The organism is Burkholderia sp. LFS061 (genome assembly GCF_047978125.1).
Classification (GTDB): Bacteria; Pseudomonadota; Gammaproteobacteria; order Burkholderiales; family Burkholderiaceae; genus Burkholderia; species Burkholderia pyrrocinia_C.
The window spans coordinates 60,616-78,871 of sequence record NZ_JBFPFS010000023.1 but is presented as its reverse complement, the minus strand read 5'-3'; the positions used below and the strand labels follow the sequence as shown (position 1 = coordinate 78,871).

Genomic DNA, 18,256 nt, shown 5'->3' with positions numbered 1-18,256 from the left:
TGATCTTGACCGACAGTAGCGAAAAGAATGCCTACGGAAAGGCACTCACCGGAGCAGGCCGCTCGCGCCGCGATATTCTCAAGCTCGGCAGCATCGCCACGCTGGGCGCCGTGCTGGGTGGCGGAGCCCTGCTTGGCCACACCACGCCTGCTCTCGCGCGGGCCGCCAGCAACGGAGAACTTGCTCCGGATGACCCGCTCAACATTTTGATTGTCAATTACGACGGCGGGACGCTTCTCGACTTCGCCGGCCCCAGCGAAATTTTCCACCGGCTGCCGAACACGAACGTTCGCTATGCGAGCCTCAATGGGGGTAACGTGACCCTCGAATTCGGGGTCGTGTATGGCAAGACCGAACGACTGGCCGATATCGAAAAGACGGACCTGATTCTGGTGCCCGGCGGGTCCGATTTGACGGCGCCGATGCGGCCCGAGTATCAAGCGCAGATCCGGCGTCTGGCGGAAAGCGCCAAACATGTAACGTCGGTTTGCAACGGATCGCTGGTGCTTGCTGCGACGGGCATTCTCAAGGGCAAGCGAAGCGCCTGCCATTGGGCCTTCGTCAACAAGCTGTCCGAATATGGCGCGATCCCCGTGCCGGATCGGTTCGTGGAAGACGACAACGGCCGCTTCATGAGCGGCGGCGGCGTGACGGCGGGCATCGATTTCGCCCTTCGCGTCGCAGAGAAGCTGCGCGGTCGGCAGGCCGCCGAATTCACGCAACTCGTGATCGAATACGATCCCGCTCCGCCGTTCCATTCCGGTCATCCCAGAGACGCACGGCCGGAACTCATCGCGATGGTCGACAAGGAACTGCCTGGTGCATCCAGGGGGCTCGCACGAATCCCTGGCGTTCGCTGAGATGCACGCGGTCAATGTCTGCGAGGACTTGCACGCGTTTCGATGAAGCCGCGGCCGACATCGCTTGCCTCACCTGCCCAAGCTGGCGCAGGCCCTTCGATTCAAACCCTGATCGGAAATCCTGAAATGCAACAGATTCGTCGTTTTACTGCAGCCCTTGCAGCCTGCTCTACCTTTTTCGCGTTTGCGGCGCCAGCCATTGCCGGCGGCCCGCAACCTCAAACCGAAGCGGCCATCAAAGCCGAGAACGCGCGATGGGCGGATGCCTTTGCGCGAGGGGACTACGACGCGATAGGCCGTCTGTATACGAAAGACGGCGCACTCCTGCCGCCCGGCGGCGACAGGGTGACGGGGGGCAGCGCGATTGCCGCGCACTTCGCCAACGGGTATGCCGGGGCAAAACCCGACACCGTATCGTTCAGCAATTACGAGTTCTACGGTAACGACCGGACCGTGACGGAGGTTTCGGATGCGGAAATCCGCGACCATGTTGGAAACCTCAAATACCGCGGTAAGCAGGTCCTCCTCTTTCTGAAGGAGGGCGGCGCGTGGAAATTGCATCGCGACATCTGGAATGATTACGCTGCCCGGAAGTCCGATGGCCATTGAGCGCCCCGCGATCCAGGTAGTCACGTACCGCGAGCGCCAATAGCCCGGCGCTCGATCAGCGCGCACTGTTCAATCTGCTCTCGCGCCGGATCGCCTGTGGAGGGTGGCCATACAGTTTGATAAAGGCCCTCCGCATGCGTTCCGGATCAGTGAATCCCACGGCCAGAGCAATTTGTTCGATGGGTTCACTACCGTCCTGCAGGCGCAGCCTCGCAGCTTCGACGCGCAAACGTTCGACCGCCTTGGCGGGCGTTTCCCCGGTTTCCCGACGAAACGCTCGTCCGAACTGCCTCGGACTCAATCTTGCCGCATCGGCGAGTCGTTCCACGGGTAGCGCTTCGGCCAGATGTTCTCTCGCGAAGTTCAGCGCGATGCGGATACGATCCGATTCAGGCTCCATTTGCGACATGGCGGAGAATTGGGACTGCCCGCCCGGTCGACGGTACGGAACAACCAGAAGCCTGGAAACAGCGCGCGCGACTTCCGCACCCATATCTCTTTCGATCAAGCCGAGCGCCAGGTCAATTCCGGAGGCAATGCCCGCCGACGTCCAGATGCGGCCGTCTACGATATAGATGCTATCGCCCTCGACCCGGGCGCGAGGGAAGCGGGACTGCAACAGCGCAGCGTACCGCCAGTGCGTGGTTGCTCTCAAGCCGTCCAGCAAGCCGGTTTCCGCAAGCAGAAACGCTCCCGTACACACGCTCGCCACCCGCGACGCCCTGGCGCACAATTTCCTGGCAGCGGCGATGTTCCCCGGTGTCTGCATCGGGCTGATATCGCCGCCCACGAAAACGACCGTGTCAAACATGCGCCTTCCGACCGGCTTGGTCTCGATCGAAAGACCGGTATTGCCACGTACCGGGCCTCCAGACTCCGAGATGACATGAAGATCGTACGGAGTATGGCCGGCGGCTGTGGCCACCTGATTAAAAGCCGACAGTGGCCCCCCAAGATCGAGAGCGTCGTAGCCACTGCAAACAAAAAACCCGATTCGATGCATGACGGAGTCGTTGGCCGAATACCCTGAGAAGGCGTATTTTACGGACATCCCTCAAATCGCGCCATGCAGGCGGAAATGACGGAAAAACGTCATTTGCCCCTCACCCACCAGCTGAAGTGTCATTGGAACGGTAACGACTTCGATCGATTACGCGCCGCGGCACGCCCCGCGACCGGCTCACTCTGCCAGCAATTCAGCACCGCGGCGCGACGAGATGCCGGCCAGCTGGTCGGCGGGCTGCGGCCGTGCGAACAGGAAACCCTGTCCCTGGTGGCAACCGATCTCCTGCAGGAAGGCCAGCTGCTTTGCCGTCTCGACGCCCTCCATCACGACATCGAGCCCCAGCGCGCGCCCCATCGCAACGATCGCTCGCACGATCGCGTCGTCCGTGCTGCCCGAACCGCAGTCCGCGAGGAACGACTGATCGATCTTCAGCGTATCGACGGGCAGATCCTTCAGATACACCAGCGACGAATAGCCCGTACCGAAATCGTCGATCGCCAGGCTGATCCCCCGCGTCGCCAGTTCGCGCAGCAGGATGCCCATTTCCTCGCGAGTGTTCATCGCCATGCTTTCGAGCAACTCGAGCTGCAGGCATTCGGCCGGCAATGCGGTTTCGCTGAGAATGGTCGTCAGGTCGCTGAGGAAGTGGTCGGTAAAACACTGCCGTGCCGACACGTTCACCGACACACGCCCGAACTCGAAGCCTTCGTCGAGCCAGCGGCGCGCCTGCCGGCAGGCTTCGTGCAGCACCCACCTGCCGATCGGGACGATCAGCGCGGACCGCTCCGCCAGCCCGATGAAATCGCCCGGCGGCACGAGGCCCCTGCGTGGATGCAACCAGCGCAGCAGCGCCTCCACGCCGACGATCCGGCCGCTGGCCAGATCGTATTGCGGCTGGTAGAACAGGCGGAATTCATTCTGCTCGAGCGCGCGGTGCAACTCGCCGAGCGTCTCCAGCTGCTCGATCGCCGACGACGTCATCTTGCTCTCGAAGAACTGGAACACGTTCCTGCCACGGCTCTTCGCGCCGTACATCGCCTGGTCCGCGAGCAGGATCAAGTCCTCCGCCTCGGTGCCGTCGTCCGGATAGATGCTGATGCCGATGCTCGGCGTCACGAAGATCTCGCGATCGCCGATATCGATCGCCCGCCCCACTTCGTCCAGCAGCTTGCGCGCAACTCGCCCGACGTCGCGGACATCGTCGACCTCCTCGAGCACGAGCGCGAATTCGTCACCGCCCATGCGCGCCACCGTGTCGTTCGCGCGCACTTTCGCGACGATGCGCTCCGCGACCATCTTCAGCACCTCGTCGCCGGCGTTGTGGCCGAGCGTATCGTTGACCAGCTTGAAGCGGTCGAGATCGAGGTACATCACCGCGACCTTGCGACCGAGACGCTTCGCGTGGACGATCGCGTGCGAGAGCCGCTCCTCGAACAGCATCCGGTTCGCGAGATTGGTGAGCACGTCGTGCGTGGCGAGATAGCCCAGCCGCTCCTCCGCCTGGCGCCGCTGCGTGATGTCGGAAAAGATCGCCGCGTAGTGGGAGATCTCGCCTTCGCTGTCGCGAATGCTGGTGATCGTCAGGTATTCGAGAAACAGCTCGCCGGTCTTGCGGCGATTCCAGATTTCGCCTTGCCAGTGGCCATCGGTCGTCAGCGAATGCCACAGCTGCTTGTAGAAATCGGGCGTCTGGCGCCCGGAACTCAGCAAGCCCGGGTTGCGCCCGATCACTTCGTCCTCGGTGTACCCGGTCAGGCGCGTGAAGGCCTGGTTGACGCGCTCGATCTTCGCGTGCCGGTCGGTCACCATGATGCCTTCGAGTGCCGATTCGAACACGCGGTCCGCCATGCGCAGGTTGAAGCGCGCGAGGCCAAGCGCTTCGTCGCGCTCGCGCAAGGCGCTGCGCAGCTCGTTCGCGTATTCGTGCTCGATGCTCTGCAGCACGTCCGCGAAACAGAGCAGCCCGGTCAGCCTGCCATCGTCATCCTGGATGCCGACATGCCGCATATTGTGCTCGGTCATGAAGCGCTGCGCCGCATACAGGCTCTGCTTGGCGGTCAGCATCTGCAGCGGCTTGCTCGCATAGGCCCCGACCACGCCTTGGGCCCCGCCGTCTGCCAAGAGCCGGACGATGTCCCGTTCGGTCAGGATGCCATGCTCGCCGTCGTCGTAGCCGACGAGGATCGCATCGAGCCGTTGCGCGCGCATCCGCGCAATGACTTCGTGCAGTGCGACCTGCTCGGGCACCACAACGGGCGGATGGACGCAGATCGATTCGATCGGCTTCAGGTGCAGGAAAAATTCCGGCCCCTGGTTCACGACGACGTCGGTCTGCGTCAGCACGCCGATCGCGGCGCCATCCCGGACCACCACGAAGTGCCGCACGCCCGACTGCTTGAACTTCATCGCGGCTTCACCCAGCGGCGTATCGGCCTCGAGCGTCAGTACCGGACGACTCATCACCTCGCAGACCGGCCTATCGAGTTCGCGCGGATCGTCGCCGGCCGACAGTGCATCATGCTCGGTCCAGATCCCGACGACCTGTTCATCCTGCATCACGACGATCGAGCTGCAACGTTCGGCGAACATGCGTCGCGCGACCTCCCGCACCGGCGTGGCGGGCGCGCAGGACAGAATCTGACGCGCGACGAGGCGCGCAATCGGAACATCGTAGCTGTTCGGATACATTCTCTAACCAAGACGAAAAATCCTCGCCGGCGCACGTCGATCCGGCAACCTTCGGGCTCGCCCGCGGCGGCAGGCAAGTTACGACCTCACTTGCCTCGAATGGTTGCGTACTCATCGAACTCGCAAACGGGGAATTGACCCATCGCTTGAGGCGTCGTGGCGACGAGCGCGGCACTTTGACCCCGAGACCACGGTCGACGCCCCCTTGTCCGGCGAATCCACACGCCGGAGCACTGCCCTCCGCCCTGAGTTAACGGCAGATTCGGACAAGAGTTGAGTGCCACGACGACATCCGGGTCGCGCGGCGGCAAGTCGAGCGGCTGCGTGCAGGGTGAGATCGACGGTGCGGCCATCGCCCCCCTTATTGCGAGGCTCGCTGCGGGCGGTGTGCGGGCAGCCCACGCACCTGATCGTCGTACCAGGCAGCGGCAGCAAGCCAGAGCATGGTCAGGTCGTTGGGGGTGAAGATCGGCAATTCATTGCACGCTGCGCGGATTGCGTTGAACTCCCCCGATTCGGCTGCCTCACTGGCGTTCAATAGCAGACCCAGCTCGCCATGCCGTTCGAGCAGTGCCCGCCGGATATCGGCGTGAATCGGCGTCGTAGTCACGACGTCCTCGATCGTGCTGCCGAACAGCACATGAACCAGTGAGAACACGCCCGCAATGAACGCGGTCTCGGCAAACCGATCGTCATCGGGCCGCAGCCGGCCAGCGGCAAGTTCCATGAATCGCGCACGCGTGCCGCACAGCTGCGCCAGCGGATCGGAGCGCAGCGCGTCCAGACGTTCGTCTGCAAACAGGAGCAACTGTGCCCAGCGCGCGATTTGCCGCGTGCCGACCAGCATGATCGCCTCACGCAGCGATGAAACTGCCTGGCTAAGCCCGACCGCGCTCGAATTGAGCAGCATCAGAAGTTGAATGACGAGGTTCGGAATCCGCTTGAGTTCGGCTTCGAGTTCGACAATCTCCGGTTCGCCGCCCAGAAGCACGAGCAGCCGCAGCAGCGCGTCGCGCGATGGTTTGATGCGCCGCGATGTCAGCACCTGCGGCTTCGCAAAGTAGTAGCCCTGAAACAGTTCGAAGCCGGCGCGCATGGCGGCACCATGGTCCTCCGGTGTCTCGACTTTCTCGGCGATCGAAACCTTCCCGTGCTGCCTGACGGCGTCGATCAGCTCGGCAAGGTGTTCGCGCGGGCATGCGAGAAAATCGATCTTGACGATATCGACGTAAGGCAGAAACTCGAACAGGCGCGGGGAAACCCGAGAAACATCATCCAGCGCGAGCCGGTAGCCCGCGCGCCGCAGTTCGTTACAGCGCCTGCAGAGCGCCTCGTCGAACGTCACGGTTTCGAGGATTTCGAGCACGAAGCGTTCACGCGGCAACAACCGGACGATGTCGGACATCAGCACCGTCCGGTCGACGTTCACATAGCCGGTGCGATCGCCCAGTGCAGTGTTGAGGCCAATATCGCCGATGAGTCTCTCGATGACCTGCGCAGTGGCAGCAGCGTCATCCGTGATTCGGGCGAAATTGGCTGTCCCGGAGCGGAACAGCAGTTCGAATGCGTTCAATACTCCGCTGCGGTCCAGAATCGGCTGCCGCCCGAGGTAGACGTATTCCGGTGTGGCGGCTTTGCTGTCCGACGTCGGTTGATCGTCGGCGGGGCCGGGCAACGGTGCTCTTGTATTCAATCTTGAACGATTCCCTTTGAGTTGAGGTCTCGCGGATGCCAAGCGGGTATCCGTCGCATCCGGGGAGTTCGTTGCGCTGATGACTGGCGTCGTCTCCGGCATCTTCAACGCTCACGAAGACGCATGATAACCGTCCGAGCCGGCGCCGACCCGCGCGGTTTGCTCTGCCTGTCAGTCACTCGTGACGCGGATGGCCGCCTAAAAGCTGTCCCATTCTCCAGCCGCGGCGGTTTGCGCTGCCAGAACGGGCGGTGGTGCGGGCCGATCCGGGGCTGACCTGGCTGGGGTTCTGGTGCGCGTCGGAGTCGGAGCCGCAGTCGTTTGCGTTTGCGTGACAGGGCGGCTGACTTCGGCGTCGCGCGAGGCGTTCAGTCTGAACATTGAAACGGACGCTTTCAGATCGTCCGCCTGCGACTCGAGCGAGCTGGCGGCGGCCGCCGCCTGTTCGACCAGCGCCGCGTTCTGCTGCGTGACTTCGTCCATCTGCGTGACGGCCTGGTTGACCTGGCCGATACCCTTGCTCTGTTCCTGCGATGCGGCTGTGATTTCCCCCATGATGTCCGTCACGCGCCTGATCTCGTACGTAATCTCGCGCATCTTCGCACCCGCTTCCCGTACATGGCCGGCACCTGCCTGCACGCGCTCCACGGAATCGTGGATCAGCTCCTTGATTTCCTTGGACGCCGCCGAGGAGCGTTGTGCCAGCGAGCGTACTTCCGAGGCGACCACCGCGAAACCCCGTCCCTGCTCACCCGCCCGCGCCGCTTCGACAGCCGCATTCAGCGCGAGGATATTGGTCTGGAACGCGATGCTCTCGATGATACCGACAATGTTGGCGATCTTGTCCGAGCTGGCGTTGATGCCATCCATGGTTTCCACCACGCGTGACACGACAGTGCCGCCCTGCTCCGCCACCTGGGCAGCCTGCGCGGCGAGTTGGCTGGCCTGACTGGCATTGTCGGCATTCTGGGTGACGGTAGAGGTCAATTGCTCCATGCTGGCCGCCGTTTCCTCGAGCGAGGCGGCCTGCTCTTCGGTGCGCTGCGACAGGTCCTGGTTGCCCGCCGCAATCTGGTGCGTGGCGGTAGCGATCGAATCGGCCGAAACCTTGATCGTACCGATCGTCTGCGTGAGCTGCTCCTGCATGCACTTCATCGAAAAAAGCAGGCTCGATCGGTCGTCCGGTGCGGTCTTCACCACGGCGGTCAGATCGTTGCCGGCGATCCGGTTTGCAATCTCGGCGGCATAGGACGGCTCACCGCCCAGTGAGCGCAAGATGCCGCGGTTGAACAGCAACACGACAACCGACAGGGCGCCGGCCAATACCACCAGAATCCCGAGGCTCTGGTACAGCGTCGAGCGGAATGCAGCATCGAGGTCGTCGACATAAAGCCCCGTCATGAGAATCCAGTCCCACGGCTGATAGGTCACGTTGTAGACGATTTTCGGAGAGGCTTCGGTTCTCCCCAGTTTCGGAAAGGAATACGCGGTAAAACCCCGACCGGCGTGCTTGATGACGGCGACCGTGTCCCTGAAGAAGTAGACGCCGTTCGGATCCTTGAAATCGCCGACGTCCTTGCCTTCCAGTTCCGGTTTTGCAGGGTTCATCAGTGCCGTCGGCTGCGAATTGAGGATCACGAAGTAACCGTCTTCGCCGTACCGCATATTCCGGACGCTGTCCAAGGCCCGCTTCTGGGCTTCCGCCACCGGCATGGCGCCGGCGGCAGCCTGATCGCCAAAGGTCTTGACCACGCTCAGCGCGATCTCCGCTGCATGTTTCAGGTCTGCCTTGCGCTCCTCCAGCCGCATTTCTCGAGTCTGGTAAGCGTTATAGATCGATATTCCGGCGAGACACAGCAGGCTCAGGATGAGTGGCAACCAGAGTTTCTGCGCAAATGACAGCTTCATGTGCTTACCGACCTTGCAGATTGACCAACGGGTAGGGGAAGGTGCGAAGCTGCACTCTGCAGAGTGCAGCTTCGACGGAATACTTGCAGATAACGGCCCGAGATCGATCGCGATTAGCAGTCGATTCAGGAGCAGTCCCTTGCAGAACTTGCCAAAATGCTGGCTGCCGATATGTGATAAATGCACGCGCGGGCGCCACGGGAGAAAAACGCCGGACGCCGGAACGGGGGCTCGAGGGAGCGGACAAGAGACGATCAGCGCCTGGTGGATTCCGGCACATTCAGGGCGACCAATCAATGCGCCAAGGACCAGGAGGCGTGTCAACGGACGTTCACGATCAGGTAACGGTCATACACGATAGTTGGCATGAAGGGCGGCTCGAGGTCGGACAGCGACATCCACGGAAATCCGCGAAGAAGCATTTTTTCGAAACGAAGGCTTGTCGAAAGAAATCCGCTCCGCTAGACTGCCCTCCGTCTTTGGGGAGTAGCCTGCTTTCCGTCCCCGGAAAGCGAACGCGTCAACACACTCGGCTTTCGGCCGTGGCGCGTTCGGCCGATTCGGTCTGGCGAGACCATGGGCGCATCGCGTCGTTCCTGGTCGGACGTCGGCGGATGTGCCATGGTTCGTCAGCGTCCGACCACGGAGTTCCCATGTTCCTCCCAGCCGTTCCCCCACGCCCCATCGCCCGCTACGCACCAGCCTGCGGAGGTGCCGCATGACGTTCATGTTCGTCGAACTGGCGTTCATGCTGCTCGTGATCCTCGTGGCCGCCGAACTCTTCACCAATGCGCTCGAACATCTCGGCGAACGCCTGAAGATTTCCGAAGGCGTGACCGGTTCGCTGTTCGCGGCCGTCGGCACCGCGCTGCCCGAAACGATGGTGCCGCTGCTCGCGCTGGCCGGCGGCACGGCGAACCAGGCGGTGAACGAGGAAATCGGCGTCGGCGCGATTCTCGGCGCGCCGCTGATGCTCGCGACGCTCACCACGTTCCTGATGACGCTCGCCGTGATCCGCTCGCGCGGGCTGCGCGGCACGATCGCGCCCGAACGCACGGGTTTCGTGCGCGACATGAACTACTTCCTGGCCGCGTTCTCGCTGGCGACCGCGGCGATGTTCGTCCCGCATCACAACTGGGCCGTGCGCGCGCTGCTTTCCGCGATGCTGGTCGGCATCTATGCGATGTACGTCGTGATGACGTTCCGCGCGTCGAACCAGCTCGTCGATGCCGGGCACGGCACCGAGGCGCCGCACACGATGTTCCTGGCGCGCACGGGCCTGCCGACCAACCTGGCGACCATCGCGCTGCAGTTGCTGCTCGGCGTCGCGCTGCTGGTCGGCGGTGCGAAGGGCTTCATTCACGGCGTGGAGGGCGCGTCGCACGTGCTCGGCATATCGGCGCTGCTGCTGTCGCTGATCATCGTGCCGATTGCCACGGAATTGCCGGAGAAGGTCAACAGCGTGCTGTGGATCCACCGCAAGAAGGATACGCTCGCGTTCGGCAACATCACCGGCGCGATGGTGTTCCAGGGCACGCTGCTGCCGGCGATCGGCATCATGCTGACGCCATGGGAGCCGCGCCTCGAAGTGCTGACCGGCGTGATCATTACGCTCGCGGCGGCGGCGTGGCTGCGCGTCAATGCCCGGCCGCGCGGGCTCGCGATCTGGGCGTTGCTGGCGAACGGCGCGGGTTATGTGGTGTATCTGTTCCTGACGCTGGCGCGCTGACGCCGGAATCGGGCGCATTGCCCTACACGCACACGCGCGTGGACGCGGCAACGTCCGCCGCGTCCGCGCGATGCGCTTCACTGCATTGACGCGGGCGAAAGCAACACCCGCATCCGGACGATCAGGATGCCTTCACCAGCTTGACGATCGTCATCGTGCCGTTGACGTTCTCGATCCGGACCTTGACCTTGTCGCCCACATGCACCTGCGCGAGCATGGCCGCGTCCTTCGCCTTGAACGCCATCGTCATCGGCGGCATTCCGACGTTGTCGAGCGCGCCGTGCTTCAGCGTGACCTTGCCGGTCGCGGCATCGACCTTCTTCACTTCGGCATCGGTCAGCGCGGCATTCGACTCGGCCGAGCCATCGGACGACATCTTCATGCCGGACATGTCCATGCCCGACATGTCGCCGGCGGCAAAGGCCGGCGTTGCAAGAGCGCCGATCGCGAGAACGGCAGCGGTGGCAGCAATCAGTTTCTTCATCGTGATTCTCCGGTTTGGGTGGACGGCACGTTCATGCCGTGAGGAACTGCATCGGAATGCCGCGCATCGCTCGCGCGTCGCACACGGCGGCGCTGAAGCAGAAGCCACGCGGCGGGAATGACAAACATCGACAGCAGCGGCGCGGTGACCATGCCGCCGACCATCGGCGCGGCGATGCGCTGCATGACTTCGGAGCCGGCGCCGTGCCCGACCATGATCGGCACGAGGCCGGCGAGCACGACGGCAACCGTCATCGCCTTGGGCCGCACGCGCAGCACCGCGCCTTCGCGAATCGAGTCGAGCAGCAACGCATCGGTCAGCGGTTCGCCGGTGTCGAGCCGGCGCGTCAGCGCGCCTTTCAGGTACAGCAGCATCACGACGCCGAATTCGGCGGCCACGCCCGCGAGCGCGATAAAACCGACCGACGTCGCAACGGACACCGCATGGCCGAGCCCCCACACGAGCCAGAAGCCGCCGACCAGCGCGAACGGCACCGTCGACATCAGCAGCAGCGCATCGGCCGCCGAGCCGAACGTGAGGAACAGCAGCAGAAAGATCACGACGAGCGTCACCGGCACGACGGTGCGCAGCGTCGCTGCCGCGCGTTCGAGATACTCGAACTGCCCGGACCACGCGATCGAATAGCCGGGCGGCAATGCGACCTGTTGCGCGACGGCCTGCTGCATCGCGCGAACCGCCATGCTCAGATCCGTGCCGCGAAGGTCGACATACACGTAGCCGGACAGCCGCGCGTTTTCGCTGCGGATCATCGGCGGACCATCGGCGATCGCGATGCGCGCGACGTCGCCGAGGCGGATCTGCGCGCCGCGTGCCGTGACGACCGGCAGTTGCCGCAGGTTCTCGAGCGAATCGCGGATCTCGCGCGGATAGCGGATATTGATCGGGAAACGCTCGCGCCCCGCGATCACTTCGCCGACGTCCTCGCCGCCGACCGCCGACGACACGACCGACTGGATATCGGCGACCGACAGCCCGTAGCGCGCGGCGGCGAGCCGGTCGATGTCGACGTCGATGTAACGGCCGCCGTTCAGCCGCTCCGCGAGCGCGGACGTGACGCCCGGCACGTGCTTCACCGCCGCCTCGACCTGCGTCGCGATCGCGTCGATCCCCGTCAGGTCCGGCCCGGAGATCTTCACGCCGACCGGCGTCTTGATGCCGGTGGACAGCATGTCGAGCCGGTTGCGGATCGGCGGCACCCACACGTTCGACAGGCCCGGCACCTTCACCGTGCGATCGAGTTCGTCGACGAGCTTCTCCGGCGTCATGCCGGGCCGCCATGCGCTGCGCGGCTTGAAGCGGATCGTCGTCTCGAACATCTCGAGCGGCGCCGGGTCGGTCGCGGTATCCGCGCGTCCCGATTTGCCGAACACGGTGTCGACCTCGGGCACGGTCTTGATCAGCCGGTCGGTCTGCTGCAGCAGCTCACTCGCCTTGTCGGCCGAGATGCCGGGCAGCGCGGTCGGCATGTACAGCAAGTCGCCTTCGTCGAGCGGCGGCATGAATTCGCCGCCGAGCCGCGACAACGGCACGGCCGTCAGCACGAGCGCGACGATGGCGACGCCGATCGCGAACCACGGGCGCCGCAGCGTCGCTTCGAGCAGCGGGCGGTAGAGGCGGATCAGCACGCGGTTGATCGGATTCGCGTTCTCGCGCGGAATGCGGCCGCGCACGAGATAGCCCATCAGCACGGGCACCAGCGTGACCGACAGCCCGGCGGCCGCGGCGATCGTGTAGGTCTTCGTGAACGCCAGCGGCGCGAACAGCTTGCCCTCCTGCCCTTCCAGCGAAAACACCGGAATGAACGACAGCGTGATGATCAGCAGCGAGAAGAACAGTGCCGGCCCGACTTCCGCCGCCGACGCCGCGACGAGTTCCCAACGGCGCGCGGCCGTGATCGGCTCGCCGGGATGCGCGTGGTCGTATGCTTCCAGATGCTTGTGCGCGTTCTCGATCATCACGATCGCCGCATCGATCATCGCGCCGATCGCGATCGCGATCCCGCCGAGCGACATCAGGTTCGCGTTCACGCCCTGGTAGCGCATCACGATGAACGCGGCCAACACGCCGAGCGGCAGCGACAGGATCGCGACGAACGCGCTGCGCAGATGAAACAGGAACACCGCGCAGACGATGCCGACGATCACGAATTCCTCGATCAGCTTGTCCTTCAGGTTGCCCACCGCGCGCTCGATCAGTTGCGATCGATCGTAGGTCGTGACGATCTCGACGCCGGGCGGCAGCGAACGCTTCAGGTCGGCGAGCTTCGTCTTCACCGCGTCGATCGTCGTGAGCGCGTTCTTGCCCGAGCGCATCACGATCACGCCGCCCGTCACCTCGCCCTGCCCGTTCAGCTCCGCAATCCCGCGCCGCATCGCCGGGCCGACCTGGATCCGCGCGACGTCGCCGAGCAGCGCCGGTGTGCCCGCGTCGTCGGTGCGCAGCACGACGTGCCGGAAATCGTCGAGCGCGCGCAGGTAGCCGGACGAACGCACCATGTACTCCGACTCGGCCAGCTCGACGACCGATCCGCCGGACTCCTGATTGGCCTGGCGAAGCGCGTCCGCAACCGCCGCCTGCGTGATCCCGTACGCGCGCAGCTTGTCGGGATCGAGCACGACCTGATACTGGCGCACCATGCCGCCGATGCTCGCGACTTCGGATACGTCCGGCACCGCCTTCAGCTCGAACTTCAGGAACCAGTCGTTGAGCGCGCGCAGTTGCCCGAGATCGTGATGGCCGGTTCGGTCGACTAGCGCGTACTCGTACACCCAGCCGACACCGGTCGCATCCGGCCCGAGCGACACGGTCGCGCCCGCCGGCAGCCGGCTCTGCACCTGGCTCAGGTATTCGAGCACGCGCGAACGCGCCCAGTACGGGTCGGTGCGATCGTCGAACAGTACATAGACGAACGCGTCGCCGAACGACGAGTACGCGCGGACGGTTTTCGCGCCGGGCACGCCGAGCAGCGTCGTCGTCAGCGGATAGGTCACCTGATCCTCGACGACCTGCGGCGCCTTGCCCGGATACGACGCCTTCACGATTACCTGTGTGTCCGACAGGTCGGGCAACGCATCGAGCGGCGTCTGCCGCAGCGAATGAACGCCCCATGCGGCGATCAGCACCGTAGCGAGCAGCACCAGGAAGCGATTCCGGACGGACCAGCGAATGATGCGCGCGATCATCGTTCACCTCCTTGCGGCTCGACCTTCGTCAGCCGGTAGCCGTCGTCGGTCTGCGTGAACGCGAAGCGCACCGTCTGGCCCGGCTTCACGTCCGGGAACGCTTGTGCCGACGGCTTGCCGAACGCCATCGTCATCGCGCCCCAGCCGAGCGCCGGAACCGGCTGATGCGAGAACGTGATGTCGTCGGCCGTGACCTTCTCGACCTTGCCGGTGGTTTCGTAGATCGGCGCCGCTGCTGCTGCGGACGATGCCGGCGCGCTTGCTCCCGCGGCCCGCTCCAGCTTCGGCAGCACGCTTTTCAGGCTGGCCTCGGAATCGATCAGGAACTGCCCCGATGCGACGACCGTATCGCCTTCGTTCAACCCGTCGAGCACTTCCGTGTCGCCGCCGACGTCGTTGCCCACCGTCACCGACACCGGCTGAAGCCTGCCGTCGCCGTTCTTCACGATGACGATCGTACGCTTGCCGGTCGCGATCACCGCTTCGGACGGCACGAGCAGGCGCGAAGCCGACTCCTTCGCGGCGACGCGCACGCGCATCAGCATGCCGGGCGTGAGCTTCAGCGCTGCGTTGTCGATCTCCACGCGCGCCTGCAGCGTGCGGCTGCCCGTGCTGATGCCGGGCAGCACTTCGCGGATGCGCCCGGTGAAGTGCCGCGCCGGATCGCCCGCGAACGTCGCGTCGACCGACATCCCCGGCTGCACGTTCAACGCGAGCGCTTCCGGCACCTCGACGATGAGCCACAGCGTCGACAGCCCGGCGATCTTCGCGAGCGTCTGCCCGGGCGCGACCATCGCGCCGTCGCGCACGTTCAACTCGCTGACGACACCGGTTTCCGGCGCGCTCAGCACGACGTGCGTCTGCGCGCGGCCGGTGCGATCGAGATTCGCAATCATGCCGTCGGGAATCGACAGCGCCCGCATGCGCGCACGCGACGCATCGAGCAGGCTGCCGTCCATCCCGCCGCGCTTGAGCGCGAGATATTCCTCCTGCGGCGCGAGCCAGTCCGGCACGAACAGCGACGCGACCGGCTCGCCCTTCGCGATGCGCTGCATCGGCGCGCGTGCATAGAGACGGTCGATGTAGCCGGTGACGCGCGACTGGACGACGTCCGCGCGCGATTCGTCGAACTGCGTGGTGCCCACCGCGTCGAATCCGGCCGCCGTCTGCTGGCGTCGGACGGTCGCATAGCGAATGCCGAGGTTCTGCTGCAGGCCCGGATCGATCCGGATTCCCGACGAACCTCCGCCGTCGTCCGCGTAGACGGGCTGCAACTGCATGTCCATGAACGGCGATTTGCCCGGCTTGTCGAAGTGCTGGTTCGGCACCATCGGGTCGTGCCAGTACAGCACCTTGCGTCCCGCCTTCGGATCGGTCTCGCCGGCTGGTGCGACAGCGGGCGCCGCGACCGCCCCCGTGCCGCCCGCCGCATGGCGGACGCCCGCGAAATAGCCGGCGCCGAGCAGCGCCGCGGCAGCGAACGTCAATAGCGCCGCACGCGCCAGTGATTGCTTCGTCATGAGGTTCTCCTTCACTGCGCGGCAGCCAGCGTCGCCGGCACGACCTGATATTCGAGCTGCGCCCAGGTCTGCGACACGTCGCGCCTGAGATCGAGCACCTGCAACTGCGCTTCCAGTTGCGCGCGCCGCGCGGCGAACGTATCGGCAAGCGACCCCGTGCCGGCCCGGTAGGCGGCATTGGCGAGCAGCACGCGCTGATCGGCGGCAGGCAGTAGCGCCGCGCTCAGGTTCGCGATGCGTTCGCGGCCGCTCGCCAGCGTTTCGGACTGCGTGCGAATATCGGCCTGCACCTGACGCAGCGTGTCCTCGTACATCAGCCGCGCCTTCGTCGCGAGCGCTGCCTTCTCGGCGACGTCGCGGTTCTGGCGATTCTTGCGGTTGATCGGCAACGGAATCGAGACGCCGACCGACACCATGTTCGAATACGCGCCACCGCGCTGCTGGTACGCGATTTCCCACGTCCAGTTCGGGCTGCGCTCGCTGTTCGCGACCGCGGTGTCAGCTTCGGCGACCGCGATGTCGCCTGCGGCGGCGACGAGCGCCGGTTGCGACAGACGCAGTTCGTCAGGCGGCAGCGAAGACACGAAGGATTCGGGCGCGGGCGGTGTGCCCGTCACGTCCGCAACCGGCGTGGCCGTCCAGCGGGCAAGCGCGATGAGTGCGGTGCGATACGCCTGCTGCGCCTTGAGCACCTGATCCTGCGTTTGCGCGAGCATCGCACGGGCCTGCACGACGTCGCCCGCGCTCGCCTTCGCGCCGCGATACGACGCCTGCGTCGCGTCGAGTTCATGGTTCATGTGCGCGAGCAGCGCCTGCTGGAGCCCGAGCACCTGCTTTGCGAAGACGGCGTCGAGCCAGGCCGTCGCGGTCTGCCGGCGCACGGCGGCGAGCTGCACGAGATAGCCCGCGCGTTCGCGGCCGACCTGCTCGTCGGCCAGCGCCGAGCGCAGCCGCCGCTTGTCGCCGGACACCCATTCCTGCTCGATGCCGATGCGACGCATCGTCATGAAGTCCTGGCCGACGGTGAAGCGTTGCCCGCCGTTGACCGGCAGGTTGTCGATGCCGGCCTTGAGCATCGGGTCCGGCAACTGGCCGGCCTTGACGGCCGCTTCCGAACTCGCGCGCACCGAAGCCTGCGCGGCCTGCATCGAAGCGGAATGATCGGTGGCGGACTGCAGCGCGGCGTCCAGCGTGAACGGCGACTGCTGCGCGTGAACGGCGCCCGCCGCCAGCAGCGCGGCCCACAGCACGGGCGCGCGCCGACACGCACGCCGCATGCGCGGCGTGCCGAAATCGAATGACATGGTCTAACCCCAACGTCGGAACCCAAAGGGATTCCACGTCCTGAGCACAGGACGAACCTCACCGCCTGGGCGGTGAACCGGTCGGACGGGATCAGCTAATGCGTGGAGGGCGCCACAACCCGCTCGGGTCGCGGACCGGGACGGACTGCGTGTAGTGGAAGACGATCGTGCTGGCGAATGCAGCGGGACGGGTGACGTCGACGCGGACGGCAGGGTGATAGAGACTGCCGAACTGGCATTGGGCCGTCACCTTGCAGGCCATGCCCTTGGCTTTGGCCTTCGCTTTCGCGCTGTCGGCGGCGGGCGACTTCATCGAATCGCAATCGCTCATGTCGGCGGACATCTTCATGCCGGTATCCGCTTCCATCGACATCGTGTGCTGCATCGGACATTCACCGGTCAGACCGCTGGCTGCCAGCCCGCTGATGGGCAGCACCGCGCAAAGCAGCAGCAGGATGAAGGTCCGAAGCAGTTTCATGGCGGCGATTATAGCGCGGCATTTTTGCTGCGTGGCGGTGCGTCGATATGAAGGAACGGTCGCGGTACGGCGGGATGACGCACCGTATCCGCGACCGTCTCTGCGCGCTACCGCGACAGGCCGTCCGCCGCCAGCACGGCCTGCACCGCCGGCCGCTCGCGAACGCGCTCGTACCACGCGCGCAGATGCGCATACCGGCTCAGGTCGATATCCGCGTTGTACACCGAGCGCATCCAGTCGGCCTTGCCCCAGCCGGTCAGCGCGAACAGGTACGCATCGGCGACGTTGAACGTGTCGCCCGTGACGAACGCCTTGCCGTCGAGCTGACGGTCGATCCATGCAAAGCGGCTGTCGAGCTTCTGCCGCGCGGGCTCGACGTACTTCCCCGCCTGCACCGCGTACAGCAGCGGGATGAAACCCTTGTGGATCTCGGTGCCGAGGAAGTTGAGCCACTCCATCAGCCGGTAGCGCGCGAGCGTGCCGTACGCGGGCGCGAGCGCGGCTTCCGGGCGCAGATCCGCGAGATACTGCGCGATCACCGGCCCTTCGCGCAGCATCGTGCCGTCGTCGAGTTCGAGCAGCGGCACGTAGCCGAGTTCGGTCACGTCATAGTAGTTGCATCCGCCTTCGACGACATGCTTGCGCGCGTCGACGTTGACGATCTGCGCGTCGATGTCGCCTTCGTGCAGCACGATGCGGATCGCCTGCGAACAGCTTCCGGGAGCGTGATAGAGCTTCATGCGTTTCCTTCGTTGGTTGTCCGTGTATCGATTC

13 protein-coding genes and 1 riboswitch are annotated in these 18,256 nt (G+C 64.9%); of the genes, 3 read left to right on the top strand and 10 right to left on the bottom strand.

All coding sequences use genetic code 11. The annotated features are described in order from the left end of the window. The first annotated feature begins 5 nt into the window (after positions 1 to 5). On the top strand, positions 6 to 860 hold the full coding sequence (locus ACNQQL_RS20745; RefSeq protein WP_204422302.1) for a DJ-1/PfpI family protein: 855 nt from the start codon (positions 6 to 8) through the stop codon (positions 858 to 860). A 126-nt stretch (positions 861 to 986) separates the two neighbouring features. Continuing rightward, positions 987 to 1,469, top strand: coding sequence for a YybH family protein (locus ACNQQL_RS20740; protein WP_347065317.1), 483 nt, complete (start codon positions 987 to 989; stop codon positions 1,467 to 1,469). A 55-nt stretch (positions 1,470 to 1,524) separates the two neighbouring features. Here the strand turns inward: ACNQQL_RS20740 and ACNQQL_RS20735 are convergent, their stop codons facing one another. The 4 genes from ACNQQL_RS20735 to ACNQQL_RS20720 all read right to left on the bottom strand — a co-directional run bounded on the left by ACNQQL_RS20735 (position 1,525) and on the right by ACNQQL_RS20720 (position 8,764). Then, positions 1,525 to 2,472: a GlxA family transcriptional regulator gene (locus ACNQQL_RS20735; protein ID WP_072438529.1), complete on the bottom strand. Its 948-nt coding sequence runs from the start codon at positions 2,470 to 2,472 to the stop codon at positions 1,525 to 1,527. A 177-nt stretch (positions 2,473 to 2,649) separates the two neighbouring features. Next, the gene (locus ACNQQL_RS20730; protein ID WP_347065316.1) at positions 2,650 to 5,163 is read right to left on the bottom strand and encodes an EAL domain-containing protein; all 2,514 of its coding nucleotides are present in this window, start codon (positions 5,161 to 5,163) and stop codon (positions 2,650 to 2,652) included. A 361-nt stretch (positions 5,164 to 5,524) separates the two neighbouring features. Beyond that, positions 5,525 to 6,838 carry an EAL and HDOD domain-containing protein gene (locus ACNQQL_RS20725; RefSeq protein ID WP_347065315.1) on the bottom strand — a complete coding sequence of 438 codons (1,314 nt, stop codon included), beginning with the start codon at positions 6,836 to 6,838 and terminating at the stop codon, positions 5,525 to 5,527. Between the two features lie 216 nt (positions 6,839 to 7,054). Further along, positions 7,055 to 8,764 (bottom strand): methyl-accepting chemotaxis protein, encoded by a 1,710-nt coding sequence (locus tag ACNQQL_RS20720; RefSeq protein ID WP_347065314.1) that lies wholly within the window; start codon positions 8,762 to 8,764, stop codon positions 7,055 to 7,057. A gap of 469 nt (positions 8,765 to 9,233) precedes the next feature. Continuing rightward, positions 9,234 to 9,370, top strand: a riboswitch (yybP-ykoY riboswitch). A gap of 112 nt (positions 9,371 to 9,482) precedes the next feature. On the opposite strand from ACNQQL_RS20720, the gene ACNQQL_RS20715 reads away from it, so the two are divergent. Further along, positions 9,483 to 10,493 carry a sodium:calcium antiporter gene (locus tag ACNQQL_RS20715; protein ID WP_347065313.1) on the top strand — a complete coding sequence of 337 codons (1,011 nt, stop codon included), beginning with the start codon at positions 9,483 to 9,485 and terminating at the stop codon, positions 10,491 to 10,493. Positions 10,494 to 10,614: 121 nt separating this feature from the next. On the opposite strand, the gene ACNQQL_RS20710 is transcribed toward ACNQQL_RS20715, so the two are convergent. The 6 genes from ACNQQL_RS20710 to ACNQQL_RS20685 form a co-directional block, all read right to left on the bottom strand. Beyond that, positions 10,615 to 10,983, bottom strand: coding sequence for a copper-binding protein (locus ACNQQL_RS20710; protein ID WP_347065341.1), 369 nt, complete (start codon positions 10,981 to 10,983; stop codon positions 10,615 to 10,617). Continuing rightward, on the bottom strand, positions 10,974 to 14,180 hold the full coding sequence (locus tag ACNQQL_RS20705; protein ID WP_347065312.1) for an efflux RND transporter permease subunit: 3,207 nt from the start codon (positions 14,178 to 14,180) through the stop codon (positions 10,974 to 10,976). The genes ACNQQL_RS20710 and ACNQQL_RS20705 overlap by 10 nt, the downstream gene beginning before the upstream one ends. After that, positions 14,177 to 15,700, bottom strand: coding sequence for an efflux RND transporter periplasmic adaptor subunit (locus ACNQQL_RS20700; protein ID WP_347065311.1), 1,524 nt, complete (start codon positions 15,698 to 15,700; stop codon positions 14,177 to 14,179). Before ACNQQL_RS20700 ends, ACNQQL_RS20705 begins: the two co-directional genes overlap by 4 nt. 11 nt (positions 15,701 to 15,711) lie before the next feature. Continuing rightward, positions 15,712 to 17,004 carry a TolC family protein gene (locus ACNQQL_RS20695; protein WP_347065310.1) on the bottom strand — a complete coding sequence of 431 codons (1,293 nt, stop codon included), beginning with the start codon at positions 17,002 to 17,004 and terminating at the stop codon, positions 15,712 to 15,714. A 91-nt stretch (positions 17,005 to 17,095) separates the two neighbouring features. Continuing rightward, complete coding sequence (locus tag ACNQQL_RS20690; protein WP_347065309.1) at positions 17,096 to 17,482, bottom strand: hypothetical protein; 387 nt, start codon at positions 17,480 to 17,482, stop codon at positions 17,096 to 17,098. A gap of 107 nt (positions 17,483 to 17,589) precedes the next feature. Next, the gene (locus ACNQQL_RS20685; RefSeq protein ID WP_347065308.1) at positions 17,590 to 18,222 is read right to left on the bottom strand and encodes a glutathione S-transferase C-terminal domain-containing protein; all 633 of its coding nucleotides are present in this window, start codon (positions 18,220 to 18,222) and stop codon (positions 17,590 to 17,592) included. Positions 18,223 to 18,256 lie beyond the last annotated feature (34 nt).

Bases quoted from the DNA above. Each gene is read 5' to 3' on its own strand.
- ACNQQL_RS20700 (WP_347065311.1), bottom strand. From the start codon at position 15,700: ATGACGAAGCAATCACTGGCGCGTGCGGCGCTATTGACGTTCGCTGCC.
- ACNQQL_RS20695 (WP_347065310.1), bottom strand. From the start codon at position 17,004: ATGTCATTCGATTTCGGCACGCCGCGCATGCGGCGTGCGTGTCGGCGC.
- ACNQQL_RS20740 (WP_347065317.1), top strand. From the start codon at position 987: ATGCAACAGATTCGTCGTTTTACTGCAGCCCTTGCAGCCTGCTCTACC.
- ACNQQL_RS20715 (WP_347065313.1), top strand. From the start codon at position 9,483: ATGACGTTCATGTTCGTCGAACTGGCGTTCATGCTGCTCGTGATCCTC.
- ACNQQL_RS20685 (WP_347065308.1), bottom strand. From the start codon at position 18,222: ATGAAGCTCTATCACGCTCCCGGAAGCTGTTCGCAGGCGATCCGCATC.
- ACNQQL_RS20720 (WP_347065314.1), bottom strand. From the start codon at position 8,764: ATGAAGCTGTCATTTGCGCAGAAACTCTGGTTGCCACTCATCCTGAGC.
- ACNQQL_RS20690 (WP_347065309.1), bottom strand. From the start codon at position 17,482: ATGAAACTGCTTCGGACCTTCATCCTGCTGCTGCTTTGCGCGGTGCTG.
- ACNQQL_RS20735 (WP_072438529.1), bottom strand. From the start codon at position 2,472: ATGCATCGAATCGGGTTTTTTGTTTGCAGTGGCTACGACGCTCTCGAT.
- ACNQQL_RS20705 (WP_347065312.1), bottom strand. From the start codon at position 14,180: ATGATCGCGCGCATCATTCGCTGGTCCGTCCGGAATCGCTTCCTGGTG.
- ACNQQL_RS20730 (WP_347065316.1), bottom strand. From the start codon at position 5,163: ATGTATCCGAACAGCTACGATGTTCCGATTGCGCGCCTCGTCGCGCGT.